The 14758-nt window shown below is 61.0% G+C and carries 12 protein-coding genes and 2 pseudogenes; 8 read left to right on the top strand and 6 right to left on the bottom strand.

The genetic code is table 11. From position 1 onward, the window contains the following. From NKH63_RS13905 to dhaK, 4 genes are read left to right on the top strand one after another with little or no spacing between them, the layout of a single operon-like run. On the top strand, positions 1-303 hold the full coding sequence (locus tag NKH63_RS13905) for an HPr family phosphocarrier protein (RefSeq protein ID WP_023717966.1): 303 nt from the start codon (positions 1-3) through the stop codon (positions 301-303). Beyond that, positions 287-1903 carry a phosphoenolpyruvate--protein phosphotransferase gene (gene ptsP, locus NKH63_RS13900; protein ID WP_352495749.1) on the top strand — a complete coding sequence of 539 codons (1617 nt, stop codon included), beginning with the start codon at positions 287-289 and terminating at the stop codon, positions 1901-1903. The genes NKH63_RS13905 and ptsP overlap by 17 nt, the downstream gene beginning before the upstream one ends. Positions 1904-1910: 7 nt before the next feature. Next, the gene (locus NKH63_RS13895) at positions 1911-2333 is read left to right on the top strand and encodes a hypothetical protein (protein WP_023717968.1); all 423 of its coding nucleotides are present in this window, start codon (positions 1911-1913) and stop codon (positions 2331-2333) included. 26 nt (positions 2334-2359) lie between these two features. Continuing rightward, positions 2360-3346 carry a dihydroxyacetone kinase subunit DhaK gene (gene dhaK / locus NKH63_RS13890; protein WP_352483976.1) on the top strand — a complete coding sequence of 329 codons (987 nt, stop codon included), beginning with the start codon at positions 2360-2362 and terminating at the stop codon, positions 3344-3346. A gap of 282 nt (positions 3347-3628) precedes the next feature. Here the strand turns inward: dhaK and NKH63_RS13885 are convergent, their stop codons facing one another. Further along, complete coding sequence (locus NKH63_RS13885) at positions 3629-4426, bottom strand: DUF2259 domain-containing protein (RefSeq protein ID WP_023717971.1); 798 nt, start codon at positions 4424-4426, stop codon at positions 3629-3631. 171 nt (positions 4427-4597) lie between these two features. On the opposite strand from NKH63_RS13885, the gene NKH63_RS13880 reads away from it, so the two are divergent. Then, a complete protein-coding gene (locus tag NKH63_RS13880) occupies positions 4598-6505 on the top strand; it encodes a propionyl-CoA synthetase (RefSeq protein WP_023717972.1) in 1908 nt (635 codons plus the stop codon). 128 nt (positions 6506-6633) lie between these two features. After that, the gene (locus tag NKH63_RS13875) at positions 6634-7398 is read left to right on the top strand and encodes a metallophosphoesterase family protein (RefSeq protein WP_023717973.1); all 765 of its coding nucleotides are present in this window, start codon (positions 6634-6636) and stop codon (positions 7396-7398) included. Between the two features lie 102 nt (positions 7399-7500). Here the strand turns inward: NKH63_RS13875 and NKH63_RS13870 are convergent, their stop codons facing one another. Beyond that, positions 7501-7668 (bottom strand): Thivi_2564 family membrane protein, encoded by a 168-nt coding sequence (locus NKH63_RS13870; RefSeq protein WP_023717974.1) that lies wholly within the window; start codon positions 7666-7668, stop codon positions 7501-7503. A gap of 222 nt (positions 7669-7890) precedes the next feature. Here NKH63_RS13870 and NKH63_RS13865 point away from each other — a divergent pair. Further along, positions 7891-8223: pseudogene (locus NKH63_RS13865) on the top strand (BA14K family protein); the annotation flags it as partial. 109 nt (positions 8224-8332) lie between these two features. Here NKH63_RS13865 and NKH63_RS13860 read toward each other — a convergent pair. Together NKH63_RS13860 and NKH63_RS13855 are read right to left on the bottom strand one after the other, a co-directional pair. Beyond that, positions 8333-8521, bottom strand: coding sequence for a hypothetical protein (locus NKH63_RS13860; RefSeq protein WP_352495744.1), 189 nt, complete (start codon positions 8519-8521; stop codon positions 8333-8335). A 164-nt stretch (positions 8522-8685) separates the two neighbouring features. Continuing rightward, positions 8686-9753, bottom strand: a pseudogene (locus tag NKH63_RS13855) (sensor histidine kinase). A gap of 166 nt (positions 9754-9919) precedes the next feature. Between NKH63_RS13855 and NKH63_RS13850 the strand changes: the two are divergent. Further along, positions 9920-11200, top strand: coding sequence for a glucoamylase family protein (locus NKH63_RS13850; RefSeq protein WP_023717977.1), 1281 nt, complete (start codon positions 9920-9922; stop codon positions 11198-11200). Between the two features lie 65 nt (positions 11201-11265). Here NKH63_RS13850 and NKH63_RS13845 read toward each other — a convergent pair whose 3' ends face one another. Next, positions 11266-13686 (bottom strand): polysaccharide biosynthesis tyrosine autokinase, encoded by a 2421-nt coding sequence (locus NKH63_RS13845; RefSeq protein ID WP_352917970.1) that lies wholly within the window; start codon positions 13684-13686, stop codon positions 11266-11268. 149 nt (positions 13687-13835) lie between these two features. Beyond that, the gene (gene galU, locus NKH63_RS13840; RefSeq protein ID WP_352483974.1) at positions 13836-14732 is read right to left on the bottom strand and encodes a UTP--glucose-1-phosphate uridylyltransferase GalU; all 897 of its coding nucleotides are present in this window, start codon (positions 14730-14732) and stop codon (positions 13836-13838) included. Positions 14733-14758: the final 26 nt, after the last annotated feature.

The raw sequence follows: 14758 nt of genomic DNA, 5'->3' as shown, positions 1-14758 counted from the left end.
ATGTCCGCAGCAGCCGAAGCCAGCGTCCTGATCACCCATGAGGTGGGACTGCATGCGCGTCCTTCGGTGAAGTTCACCAAGCTTGCCAAGACGTTTTCGGCCGACGTCGAGATTGCGCTCGCCGCCAACGGGCCATGGTTCGACGCCAAGAGCATCGTCAAGGTGATGGCTGCGAAAGCGCCGAAAGGCACTGTCCTGCATATCAGGGCCAGAGGCGACGGCGCCGGCGAGGCCGTCGGGGCACTGGTCGAGCTGGTGCGGCGCGATTTCGACGAAGGCAAGGACCATGCCCGAACCGCTTAGGCTGCAGGGCATTTCGGCATCGGCCGGCTATGCCGAGGGGCCGCTGTTCGACCTCGACCAGGCTGCTGTGCGTTATGTCCGCAAGGCGACTGCCGCGGACGAGAAAGCGGCGCTTGAGGCCGCCATCTCCATTGCCGCAGGCCGGCTCGCGATATTGATCGAAACCAGCGACAGCGAGGCGGCCGGGATCCTCGAATTCCAGCTCGCCATGCTGGAGGACGACGCGCTGACCGGCCCGGCTTTTTCGCACATCGCCGAGGGCATGGCTGCTGATGTGGCTTGGCGAACAGCGCTCGACGCCGAGATCGCCGGCTACGAAACATCCGAGCAGGACTATTTCCGGGCGCGCGCGGCCGATATGCGCGATATACGCGACCAGGTGCTACGCGCGCTGACCGGGGGCGGCGACATTGCCGCGCCGGCGGGTGCGATCTTGTATGGCGAGGATATCGCACCGACGCGCTTCCTCGAGACCGACTGGAGTGCCGGCGGCGGCATCGCGCTTAAGGCCGGAAGCGCCGCAAGTCATGTCGCAATGCTGGCACGCTCGCGCGGCGTGCCCATGGTGGTGGGGCTTGGGCTCGTGGGGCGTGGGGTAGCCGGGCCTGGTGCTTCGCCGGCTCACCTTGCCGGAATCGCACTGCTCGATGCCGAACATGGCGGCATCGTGTTGGGGCCTTCGAAAGCGGAGATCGACGCGTTCCGGCGATCGTCGTCGTCTTTCGCGGCGCATCGCGGCAAAGCGGCAGCCTATCTGACAAGGCCGGCGGCAACGAAGACCGGCATAGCGATCGGGGTGCAGGTGAATATCGCCGATCCGTCCGATGTAGACAGCATCGATGTCGCGACGTGCGACGGTGTCGGGCTGATGCGGACCGAATTCCTGTTCGGCAAGACGCTGCCGGACGAGGAGACGCAATATCACGCCTACCGCAAAGTGCTGGAATGGGCCAGCGACAGGCCGGTAACAATCCGTACCGTCGATGCCGGCGGCGATAAGCCTGTGCCGGGCCTGACCGTCGAGGAAGGTAATCCATTCCTTGGCCTGCGCGGGATCAGGCTGTCGCTGGCGCGCCCAGAGGTCTTTCGCGTGCAGATCCGCGCCTTGCTCCGCGCCGCCATGCACGGCAATCTGAAGGTGATGTTCCCGATGATCGCCGTTCCGGAAGAGTATGAACGCGCCACCGCGCTGTTCGCTGAGGAGCAGGCTGACCTTTTGGCGCGCGGCATCGCGCAAAAAATGCCGCCACTTGGCATCATGGTCGAGGTGCCTTCGGTGGCGATTGCGCCGGAGGCATTCGCCAGGGCCGCCTTCTTCTCGATCGGCTCGAACGATTTGACCCAATACGTGATGGCCGCCGCTCGCGATAACATTTCGGTCGCACATCTGAATTCCGTCAGGCACCCGGCCGTACTCCGGCTGATCGCGTCGGTTGCCGCCTTCGGGCGCGAGCATAATATCCCGGTCAGCCTGTGTGGCGATGCCGGCGGCGACCCCGCCTCGATCCCGGCGCTGCTCGAAGCCGGCCTGCGTGACCTCTCCGTCGCTCCCGCCCAACTCGCGATGGCCAAGGCGGCCATCGCGGACGTTTGGATCTAGGCCCGGCATGTCAGACAAGGCGTCGCAATCCGGCCCCGAAGAGGCGATCCGCGCCTACAAGACGATCCTGTCGCAGGTGATCGATCAGCGCCCGTCCGGCATGCGCCAGCGCCTCGCCGACGCGCTGGGCAAGCATCGCAGCTTCGTCACGCAGATTTCCAGCCCGGCCTATTCGACGCCGATCCCGTCGAAGCATTTGCCGGCTATCTTCTCCGTCTGCCATTTCAGCCCGGCCGAACGCGATCATTTCCTCGAAGCCTACCATCGGGCGCATCCGGGAAAGATGTCGCTGGCTGCAGGCATGCGCAAGACACGCCATGTCTCGCTGATCGTTCCCGATTTCGGCGACGACAAGCAGAACGCGGCGCTCGACCGGGCGGTCAATGATTTCATCCAGAAGATCACCAGCATCGCCGGCAAGGGCAGCTGACGCTGGGCTATTTCGGGAGGACAGCCATGAAGAAATTTCTGAATTCCGTCGACACGGTGCTGACCGAGAGCCTCGACGGCTTCGTTGCCGCGCATGCCGATATCCTGGCGCTTGGCGAGGAGCACAAATTTGTCCGCCGCAAGGTGCTCAAGCCGGGCAAGGTGGCGCTGATCTCCGGCGGCGGCTCGGGTCACGAACCGCTGCATGGCGGGTTCGTCGGGCACGGCATGCTGGATGCCGCCTGCCCCGGCCAGGTGTTCACCTCGCCGACGCCGGACCAGATGATGGCGGCGGCTGAAGCCGTCAATACGGGCGCCGGCTGCCTGTTCATCGTCAAGAACTACGAGGGCGACGTAATGAATTTCGACATGGCCGCGGAAATGTCGGAAGGCGTGATGCAAATCGTGACCAATGACGACGTCGCGGTCGAAAACTCGTCCTACACCACCGGCCGGCGCGGCGTCGCCGGTACGCTGGTGGTCGAGAAAATCGTCGGCGCGGCGGCCGAACAAGGCATGCCACTGGAGTCTTTGAAGGCGCTGGGCGAGCGCGTCAACGGCGCAACGCGCTCGATGGGCGTGGCGCTGACCAGTTGCACCGTGCCGGCGGCGGGCAAGCCGACCTTCGACATCGGCGACGGCGAGATGGAGTTCGGGGTCGGCATCCATGGCGAGCCCGGAAGGCGGCGCGACACGTTGAAGAGCGCCGACGCTATCGTCGAGGAGATCTGTACCGCGATCCTCGGCGATCTGGGCGACGGCGCCAAAGGCCGGGCGCTGCTCTTCGTCAACGGCTTTGGCGGCACGCCGCTGATGGAGCTTTATCTGATGTACAACAGCGCCCGCAAAACCTTCGAGAAGCACGGCGTGACGGTGACCCGGTCGCTGGTTGGGTCCTATGTGACTTCGCTCGACATGGCCGGCTGCTCGATCACGCTGAGCATGTTCGACGCCGAGACGGCAGTGTTTTGGGATGCGCCTGTGCACACCGCCGCGCTGCGCTGGGGCATGTAGCGGCGGAGAATGCCCCAGAAATAGTCGGTGATAAGACCGACAGCAGCAGCGTGGTGCATCGCCAGACTGTTGTCCTCCTCACCCTAGGTAAGATAAGGGACTCAGCGGGCTTGCGGAGTTGGGGCATGCGTTACAATTGGGATCGGGCGCCGACAGGTTTCGAGCGTCATGGGAAAATGCTGGCAGCCGCCTTGCTGATCGCCGGCGGGGTTGGCCTCATGCTCGCTGCGCTGCCGCTTTAGGAATCAACTCGAGTAGCAGATTATTTCTCAGCGGGTTGTCTCAACGCGCCTGCCCTGTCACGGCTATGAAACGGCGGTCACGCCCTTCAAATCCCTGGCTGAAACGCTGCACGAGTACGACAAGCACGCCTGCTTTGCGGTCGGGGGTGAATGCGTAAGATTCCGACAGGCTGTAAGAAGTCGGGCAATTCCTCGAACCCGGCACCGCCCTGTCCTCATGCAGCAGCTTGATCGGCTTGCCGTCCTGACCCTGCAGCGTCAGGCGAAAGCCGAGCGCCTTGCCGGTCGTTTCGCCTTGCTGCGTCCTGTCGAAACTCGATGAACAATCCGCCGTGCTGTCGGCAAGGATCTGGTCGAGCTGAATGGTCGAGATGCCAAGCTCGTCATAAGTCGGCCAAAGCCATTTCTGCGAAACCTGCTCGAGGCGCGCAATGTCGTTGTAGGCGACCATGTCGTCGGGAAAAGTGAATTTGTCGAAGCCCGTCCGCTCGCCGCGCAGTGCGATGGCATATTTGGCCAGCAAGGGCGCTGCCAGCTCGGCGGCCTGTGCCCTTGCCTGCGCAAGTGTCAACGTAGAATCCTCCGTCTCGTCGACGATGAGGATCGGCTTGCCGCCGACGAATTGATCGGTGCGGGTGTCGATGATTTCGATCTCCGACCAGCCCGAATCCGAAGCACCGGCATCGAGCGTGCCGTACTGCTCGAAGGCGAAATAGTTGCCGTCGGGCGAAAAGCCGATGATGCGCCGTGCCGCCGCATCGCCGGCCTGAGCAGCTGAAGCGAGTGCGAACGCCAGCGTCGCAACGACGGCAAATCCAAGCTCGTATCGCAGTTTCATCGCGCCCTGCCCCCAATGTCGAAAATTCGGCCGTATCAGCCCCGCAGGCCACGACGACCCTGCATTTGCGGCCGAATTAGACCGACGGCAAACGAAAAGCACAAATACATGGTTACAGAAAGCAGCATACGCTATTTCAAGAACAGCAAACATTCCTGGGGAGGAAGCTGGATGGCGTCACGCTACCACGAGGTCTATGATGGCTGGAAACGCGACCCGGAAAAATTCTGGGCCGATGCCGCCGGCGCAATCGACTGGTTCTCGCCCTTCGAGACCGTGTTCGATGCCAATGCCGGCGTCTATGGCCGGTGGTTCAATGGTGCCTCGTGCAACACCTGCTTCAATGCCGTCGATCGTCATGTGGCGGACGGCCGCGCCGACCAAATAGCGCTTATTCATGACAGCGCGATTTCGGGCACAATCAAGAAATTCACCTATGCCGAGTTGAAGCGCGAGGTGGTTGCACTGACCTCGGTACTCAAGAATCGCGGCATCCAAAAAGGCGATCGCGTCATCATCTACATGCCGATGGTGCCGGAAGCAGCCTTCGCCATGCTTGCCTGCGCGCGGATCGGCGCCGTGCATTCAGTGGTCTTCGGCGGTTTTGCCTCACATGAGCTCGCCACGCGCATCGACGATGCCAAGCCGAAGCTGATCATCTCGGCGTCCTGCGGCCTGGAGCCCGCGCGTGTCGTTGCCTATAAGCCGCTGCTCGACAAGGCGATCGAGATGTCGCGGCACAAGCCCGAAGCCTGCCTCATCCTGCAGCGCGACCAATTGCGCTGCGAGCTCAGGGAAAACTACGACATCGACTATGCCGACGCTGTGGCGCGGGAGCGGGCCGCGGGTGCCAATGTCGACTGCGTTCCGGTGCTTGCCACCGATCCGCTCTACATCATCTACACGTCCGGCACGACCGGCCAGCCAAAGGGCATCGTGCGCGACAATGGCGGCCACATGGTCGCGTTGAAATGGTCGATGGAAAACGAGTTCGGTGTGAAACCCGGCGAAGTGTTCTGGGCGGCTTCGGACGTCGGCTGGGTGGTCGGCCATTCCTACATCGTCTACGGCCCGCTGCTGCATGGCTGCACGACGGTGCTGTTCGAAGGCAAGCCGGTCGGCACGCCCGATGCCGGCACCTATTGGCGTGTGATCGCCGAGCATGGCGTGGTCGCACTTTTCACCGCGCCAACCGCCTTCCGCGCCATCAAGGGACAGGACCCGAGGGGCGAGTTCGTCCCGAAACACGATCTGTCCCGGTTCCGCACGCTGTTCCTTGCCGGCGAGCGCGCCGATGCGGAAACCATCAAATGGGCCGAGCAGAAATTGAACGTGCCGGTGATCGACCACTGGTGGCAGACCGAGACCGGTTCGCCGATGACCATCAATCCCGCCGGACTGGGCCTGCTGCCTGTCAAATACGGCTCGCCCGGCATGCCGATGCCCGGCTACGACATTCGCGTGCTCGACGATGCCGGGCATGCGGTCAAGCGCGGCACACTGGGCAACGTTGTGGTCAAACTGCCATTACCGCCCGGCTGTCTGCCGACGCTGTGGAATGCCGACGAGCGGTTTCGCCAAGCCTATCTCGAGGAGTTCCCCGGCTTCTACAAAACGGCGGATGCCGGCATGATGGACGAGGACGGCTATCTCTATGTCATGGCCCGCACCGACGACATCATCAACGTCGCCGGCCACCGGCTGTCGACCGGCGCCATGGAGGAGGTGTTGGCCGCGCATCCCGACGTTGCCGAATGCGCCGTCGTCGGCATCGCCGATGCGATGAAAGGCCAGGTTCCGCTCGGCTTCGTCGTGCTGAATGCCGGCGTCGACCGCGACGCGGGCATCATCGAAAACGAGGTGGTCGCGCTGGTGCGCGAACGGATCGGCCCGGTCGCCGCCTTCAAGACGGTGGTGACGATCAAGCGCCTGCCGAAGACGCGCTCCGGCAAGATCCTGCGCGGCACCATGCAGAAGATCGCCGACAAGGAGAAATGGAGCATGCCGGCGACGATCGACGACCCCGCCATCCTCGACGAGATCACCGCCGCGCTGAACGGCCGTGGCATCGGCCTGTAGGACGCCGAAGCCGAGTTGCGTCCGAAGCTCCGGTATGGAACGACCGGTGCCAGACATGGTATCCACGCGCTGCGTCGCCATGTTGTTTCGAGATCGAGGCGCATTCATAGCCATACGAGACGCCATTCGTGACCTTGTTCCAGCGATCGAGAAAGCCCCGGACCGTGGCGCGCCAGCGGCTCGAGATGGATCTGCAGGACACGGTCGTCTATGCGATCGGCGACGTGCATGGCTGCTATAAGGAGCTTCGCTCCCTGGAGCAGAACATCCTGGTCGATTCTGCGTCTTTCGAAAGGCGCAAGCTCATCATCATGCTCGGCGACTACGTCGATCGTGGCCCCCAGTCGGCGCGCGTGCTCGATCATCTGCTGGCGCCGCCACTCCAAGGCTTCCAGCGCGTCTGCCTTGCCGGCAACCACGAAGTCGTGATGCTGAACTACCTCGACGGGATCATTTCGAGAGAATCGTGGCTGGCGATAGGTGGCCTGCAAACGCTGTTTTCCTACGGCGTTGATCCGTCGCGCATGGCCGATCTCTACGGTTCAAGCGAGGAGGTCGACCGGCGCATCCGGGAGATCATTCCAGCCGGCCATGTCAGCTTCATGCGTGCGCTGCCGGTCATGGTCTATTCGGCCAAATTCGTGTTCGTACACGCCGGCATCAGGCCCGGCATCGAGCTGGCCGCGCAAGACGAGGACGACCTGCTCAACATCCGCTCGGAGTTCTTCGAAGCCGCGCATCTTCTCGAACGTTATGTCGTGCACGGGCATACGCCGGTCGACATTCCGAAGCTTGAGGGACGCCGGCTTGGCATAGACACCGGCGCCTTCCAAACCGGCCAGCTGGCCGCCCTCAGGATCGTCGACAACCGCGCGAGGCTGATATTTTCCTAGAGCGGGAAGGTCTCAAGCCGCCTGCTCATGAGTGGGTGTAAGGCGCTGGGTTGTCTTGCTCGCTCGGACGCCAGCAGCGTCGCATATCCCAACCGTGATGGCTTAAAACACTGCGAGGTACTTCAGCAGCGAAATGATGCCAATAATGATCACGACAATCTGGGCAATCTGACGAGTGCGACCATCAAGCGGCAGCCGATTGACCAGATACAGCACCAGAATGATGACAAGGAAAGTGATCAGAATGCTGATCAACGGAGTGCCGGCCATTGTCCCTCACTGTATGAAACGTAGAAAAAAGCCAGCACACCGCGTCGAGTGAAGATTGCCCATGCTTGTTCGAGCCGTAGCACCTGACAAGTGATTCGAACAGCCTGGCTGGCGGTGTCGAAGGCTGTCTGGCACGCCACAGAACCTTAACCTCTGTAAATCGTTTTAAATCCGAGAAGGGATATCAACCATTCCTTCAAAGGAGATTTATGAACAAGATATGTGGCGACGGTCGACTACAAGCCGTGGATGAAGCGGAAATCCAACCGCAATCGCAATTTTTCGCGCAACGATGGCGTAAACTGGATCGGTCATCGCGGCTATCGTGAATACCATCGCGGTTATCGCCGTCATGGTGACTACTGGTTTCCTCTGGCGGCCTTCGCTGCCGGCGCGGTGATCAGCGGCGTGATCATTAACAACAACCAGAACCCGGTCGATCGCGGCGATTCGCATGTACAGTGGTGCTACGACCGATACCGGAGCTATCGAGCTTCAGACGATACATTCCAGCCTAGCTATGGCCCTCGGCAGCAGTGTAATTCGCCGTACTGAAACGTAAGGTTTTTGACCGCATCAACAACCTCGCATCGCGCGGGGTTTTCGTAGCGGCGCCAAGGCGGCGATGGAAAAGCGAAAGTAGCGTGGATCTCGGCTTGAGTGTCTATTCCAGACGGAATTCGACAGCGTGCGCTTCAGCCTCGGCAATGAGGCCGCCGTCGACGGCGGCTTCGAACGCTTTGGCAAAATACTGATCATCGGAAGTCTGGTGATCCTGGCCCGAAAGATCGATCGGATACGCGCCGATCACCCGGCCCGTAATTTTCTCGATTACTGTCACCGTCCGCTGCATTGGTTTCTTCTTCAATTAAACGGAACCTATAGCACAGAGAATAGGAACATCAGCGGCAGCCGCTCGCGAGCGGCTTCGCAACGTTCGAGCTACACCACCTGAGGGGACACGACCTTCAAGGCGATATTCGGAACAGCCGCTTGAAACGCATGCCAAGCACCAAACTATGCTGCTTTCGGCATCCGCGACGTGAACGTCGCTCTGGTAATGGCAATCGTCGTGCCAGTATTGCCCGTGACCGTGTCAATGCGTGCTTCAAGCTGTTTAACAAGCGCCTCGACGATCGCTGTCCCCAGTCCCGCACCTGGAATGTCGCGAACGGGTTTGCCCCACCCGTTGTCCGATACGGTCAACTTCCAATCCTCAGCATCGGTCTCATAGGTCACCAAGATCAGCGCATCGACCTTTTCTGTCGAGAATGCATACTTGATGGCGTTGAGAACGAGCTCGGTCACGATCAGGCCAAGGCTGACCGCCTTCTGGGAGTCTATCCTTCCATTTTCCGCCATACGTTTACAGCAATAGCCTGTGCTTCCCCGATCATCGAAGCGGCCAAACTACTGCAAAGCTTCGACAGATAAGAACCAACCTCGATTTCGTCGGCACCGGTTGAGGCATGGAGATGCCGCTGCACTTCTGCTACCGACAGCACGCGTTGATGGGCATCCTTCAGGTGCTGCCGCGTTTCATCTGAGGTGACGGACCGGGCCTTCAGCAGCAAAATGCTGGCGATGATCTGCAAGCTGTTGGCGACCCGGTGCTCCATTTCGCGCAGCAGCACATCTCTGCCGCAGCAGGTCTTCGGTGCGGCCGAGAAGTTCTTCCTTTTCCCTTTCTATGGCGCGGCGCGCCGTGATGTCATTGAAGGCGAGCAGGATGGTCGCGGCTGAACTGTGGTCGTAAAGGACCTTCCGCGCGTTGAGCAGCATCGTGCGCCGGCCGATATCGGGGAAATCATGCTCGACCTCGAAGCCGTCCATGGCGGTCTTCTCGGGAATGATCGTCTCCAAGAGCAGGTGAAGCGCTGGAATGTCCCACTGGCCGTCGCCCAGCGCGTAGAGCAGCGAGCCGTGCGTCTGCTCGGGGTCGACCCTGAAGGTCTGATAGAAGGAGTGGTTGGCCGCCAGCACGCGAAAGTTCTCATCGAGAACGAGGAAGGGTTCGACCATCGTATTGACGATGGCCTGTGCCAGCGTCTGCGCGTCTTCGATATTCGCAATGGGATGGAACATAGGCTTCGAGGCCAATCCAGGGGCTGTTTCCCCTTGATTTTCTTTCTACCGGGTCGCCAGGCACCTGTCGCGAATTGAATCGGCCTGACACGAGTGAGCGGCCGGTCCGTGCGCACAATTGTTTTAGGAATGGCCTTAGGACACCCGAGGCACTAACACCGGCTCGATGATTCCAGCACTCGACCTCCCGGAAAATACTCTCGAGCTCGACGATGATGCGCTGTTGGATGTCGTGCAGCGGCAGACGGTGCGCTATTTCTGGGAAGGCGCGCATCCCGTCAGCGGTCTTGCCCGCGACCGGCAAAAGACCACAGGTGATCCTGCCAACGATCTGGTGACGATCGGGGGGGCCGGTTTTGGCATTGCAGCCATCATCGTTGCGGTCGAGCGGGGATGGATCGACCGCACCGTGGCTTTGCTGCGATTGCACGGCATGCTCGATTTCTTGGAGAACTCCCCGCGCTACCACGGCGTTTTTCCGCATTTTATCAACGGGCGAACTGGTGCGACGATCCCGTTTCGTCGCAAGGACGACGGCGCTGATCTCGTCGAAACCACCTTCCTGTTTCAGGGTCTGATTTGCGCCCGTGAGTATTTCGCCGGGATGACAACTGGCGAAGTGCGCCTGCGCCAGCGCGTGGACGCGCTGTTGCTACAGGCCGAATGGAACTGGTTTACACGCGGCGCTCGGCAACTCATGTGGCATTGGAGCCCTAATTTTGGCTGGGCGATGGACAGCCCGATCAGGGGTTGGAACGAATGCCTGCTCACTTTCGTGCTGGCGGCGGGATCGGCGCGCCACCCTATTGATCCGGGAATCTATCACGAGGGTTTTGCTGTAGGACCTGGCTTTCGAAACGGGCGCGACCATGACGGGATCGTGCTGCCGTTGGGAATGAATTCTGGTGGCCCGCTCTTCTTTTCGCACTATTCTTTCTGCGGGCTCGATCCCCGGGGCCTAAGTGACCGCTACGCCGATTACTGGCAACAGAACGTCAGTCATACGCAGATCAATTATCGGCATTGCGTTCGCAATCCCCATAGCCATTTGGGATATGGACCGGACTGCTGGGGTCTGACCGCGAGCCATGGGCCGCGAGGATACGTCGCGCATGCACCCGACAGGGACTTTGGCGTGATCACTCCGTCTGCTGCCCTGTCGAGCTTTCCCTATGCCCCGGCGGAGGCGATGCGCGCACTGCGTGGCTTCCTGGGCAAGCCTCGAAAACGCATATGGGGCCGCTTCGGCTTTGTTGACGCGTTTTGCGAAAGCCGCAACTGGTACTCCCGAACCTATCTGGCGATCAATCAGGGGCCGATCATCGCGATGATCGAGAACCATCGTACAGGGCTGTTGTGGCGGCTTTTCATGAGGGCGCCGGAAGTGCGCAGAGGCTTGGAGAGGCTTAGCTTCATCAGCAAGCATCTCAGAATGTCAACACCCTAATAGATCTTTGCGACGCCGGGTGATTCCGCTTCGGTGCAAAAATGCTCGAAACGCGCGGACCGCACTCAGGCAGCCGCCTTTGTGCGCGCTTCTGATTTTTCCAGATAATAGCTCGAATATTTGTCGAAGAATTTTTCCGAGCCGCCGATCGCGCCATACTTGGCGAGTTTCTTCAGCTCGACCTTGTTCAGGACCGCGCCAATGATCTTCTTCGCGATATAGGGTTCCGAGCTCAGCATCGATTGCACCATCGCACGCGGCGTGCGTCCCCACTCGGTGACCAGCACGAAGCCGTCGACAAGCGGAGCGAAGGCCTTGGCGTCGACGACAGGCCCGAGCGGCGGCAGATCGACGATGATGTACTCGAAGGTTTCCTTGGCGTTGTCGATGAAGCGCCGCATGCCGGCCGAAGACAGAAGCTCGCTGGTATGCGAAAACTGGCCACGCAGGACGGCCGGGATGATCACCAGTTTGGTCTGCCGGTCGATCTTGCCGACCGACTGCCAGGTCTGCCCGCTCACCACCGCTTCCATCAAGCCCTGCTCGGCCTCCATGCCGAGGCTGCGGCTGAGGCCGGGATTGCGCAAGTCGCCGTCGATCAGCAGCGTTTTCGATCCGTTGGCGGCAAGCAGCCCGGCAAGATTGGCCGCCACCGTCGACTTGCCTTCGCCCGGAAGCACCGAGACCACGCCGATGACCCGGCTGCCCTGGCCTTCTATCACGACGTCGAAGGCGATCTTTGCGTTGCGCAGCGTCTCGGAGAACATCGATGCCGGTGCATCGACGGTTACCCGCATGCGCGCACGTTTTTCGGCTGCCGACAATGTTTTGGAGGGCTGGGATTTGGAGGACTTGGCGGTCTTGGATTCAACGACTTTGACGTCAGGCTGACCGCCATTGCGCTGGTCATCCTTGCCAGCCTTGCCGATGACCGGGAGATAGCCGAGGAATTTGAGGCCGACACGGTCGCGCACATCCTCGCCGGTCCTGAAGAAGCGTTCCCTGAATTCATTCAGACCACCAACCCCTGCCCCCATCATTATGCCAAGCGCCAGCGAGAGCCCCAGCACGATGGCCGTTCGCGGGGTTGCGGCCGACTGTGGCATCGTCGCGTCCGAGATGACCCGGATCTTGCCGACTGGGAAGGATTGCTGTTGGGCGGCCTCCTCATAGCGGTTCAGGAATGTCTGGTAGAGTGTCGAGAGCGCCGTCGCCTTCTGGTCCAGTTCACGCAACTTGACCTGCGACTGGTTGTCGATGGAGCTCTTGCCTGCCGCCAGGGCGACATTTGCGCGGAGCGCGGTTTCGCGCGCCAGAGCGACCTCGTATTCGTTGCGGTAGCTTTCGGTCAGTTGCTTCAGCTCGCCGAAAATCTGCGCCGATATGTCGGCCTTCTCCTTGGCGAGCGCGACGGCCTGCGGATGTTGCGGGCCGAAATTGGCTTCGACGTCCTGCTGCCGCTTGGCGACTGTGAGATAGTGGTTCTTCAGCGTCGTGATGACGGAGCTGCTCGGCTGGTCGTTCGATATCGCGGCGTCCTTGAACGCATTGTCCGACCCGCTTTCGACGATCGACTTGTACTGCTGATAGCGGGCGCCGGCACGTGCGGTATCGGCCTGTGCGACGATCAGCTGAGTGTTGAGATCGGACAGTTGCTTGTCGCTGATCAGCTGGCCGTCATTGACGGCCAATCCATGTTCGGCCCTGAACTTTTCGACCGCCAGTGCGGCCGCCTGGGAGCTCTCACGAAGCTCGGTCAGCCGGCCCTGCAGCCAGACAGCCGCCCGCTCGGTCGCGTCGAAGCTGGCATCAAGCTGATCGGCGAGATAGGCGTCGGCATAGGCCTTGGTGATGGCGGTCGCAAGCGCCGGATCCGTCGCCTGAAAGGAGATGCTGATGACAAAGCTTCGGCCGATCCGCTCGGCATCGAGTTGGTTCTGCAGTTTGAAGATTGCGTAGTCGCGGGACGACGACGATGCGGTGATCGCGTCACGCGTCGCGGCATCAAGCTGAGTGACATCGGTTGTGCTCGCGGCGCGCTTGGGGCGGACAGACTGGATGATACCGCGTACAAAGCTTGCGACCTTAGACAGGGCCGATGTCGGAGGGTTCATGAAAGCGTCGTTCTGATCGAGCTTCAGCTTGTCGACGACCACCCCCGCCAGCCTGGCCGACTGTAGAATTTCGATCTGGCTCAGAACGGCGGAGTCGGTCTGCATGCTGACCGACGCCGCCGAAATATCGTCGACGACCTTGTTCAATCCTTCGTCGATCAGCACGCTGCTCGTCGCCACATAGGTAGGAGGCGTGGTCTGCAAATAGAGCACGCCGAGAAAGAGACCGATGATGGCGCAGGCGGCAACCACTTTCGCCTGCCGCGCGGCCATGCCAAGCAGACGCTCGATGTCGATGAAGTCTTCGGCGTTTGCCGCACTCGAAGTCGGCAATGGCGTCCTCTTGTCGACAGGAAAATTGGCATAGTTCATCTTCGGTCCAATTCTAGTTTGCAGGCGCTACCGCCTCGAAGATCGGCACATAGGGTGCAAACCTTGCGCCGGACAGTGCGCGTTACGCGCGGCGCAACGGCCTGTCCTGCGTCATCAGCCGCACCCACAATGCCTCGAAAAAATGGACATTATGCGGCTTCTTCCCGACGCTGATGCGACCGGACGAATTCCTGCAGCATCTCGAAGATCGGACCCTTCATGTCCTCACGCGCCAGCGCGAAAGCGACATTGGCCTGGATGAAGCCCTCCTTCGAACCGCAGTCGAACATGCGGCCGTTGAAAGGCTGGGCGAAGAAGGCCTGCGTCTGTGCGAGACGCACCATTGCGTCGGTCAGTTGGATCTCGTTGCCGGCGCCGCGTTGCTGGCTGCCCAGCAGCGAGAATATCTCGGGCTGCAGGATGTAGCGGCCGTTGATGTAGAAGTTCGACGGCGCGTTGGCCGGTGCCGGCTTTTCGACCATGGCCGTCACCTCGAAGCCGGTGCCGACATCCGCGCCGCGCCCGACAATGCCGTATTTGTTGGTCTCGGTCGGATCGCAACGCTCGACGGCGATAACGTTTGCGCCAGTCTGCGCATAAAGATCGGCGACTTCGGCAAGACACCCTCGCCCGCCAAAGGACACCATATCCGGCAACAGCAACGCGAAAGGTTCGTCGCCGATGACCTCTCGCGCGCACCAGACGGCGTGGCCGAGGCCTTGCGGCGACTGCTGACGGATGAAGCTCGTCGCGCCGGCGACGGGAAGCAGGCTCTCGAGTGATTCGAGCTGCGCCTTCTTGCCGCTCTGCTCCAGGGTTCCGATCAGTTCAGGATGCAGATCGAAATAGTCCTCGATCACCGCCTTGTTGCGGCCGGTGACGAAGACGATGTGCTCGATGCCGGCCTCGAATGCCTCGTCCACCGCATATTGCACCACAGGCTTGTCGACCACCGGCAGCATTTCCTTCGGCATGGATTTGGTCGCCGGCAGGAACCGCGTTCCAAGCCCCGCCACCGGTATGACTGCCTTCCTGACTTTTTTCATTGCATGTTCCTTCTGAGGAGATCGAT

This window comes from Mesorhizobium sp. M0960 (genome assembly GCF_040319055.1).
Classification (GTDB): Bacteria; Pseudomonadota; Alphaproteobacteria; order Rhizobiales; family Rhizobiaceae; genus Mesorhizobium.
The sequence above is the reverse complement of the archived record's forward strand: the minus strand, read 5'-3'. Positions and strand labels throughout refer to the sequence as shown.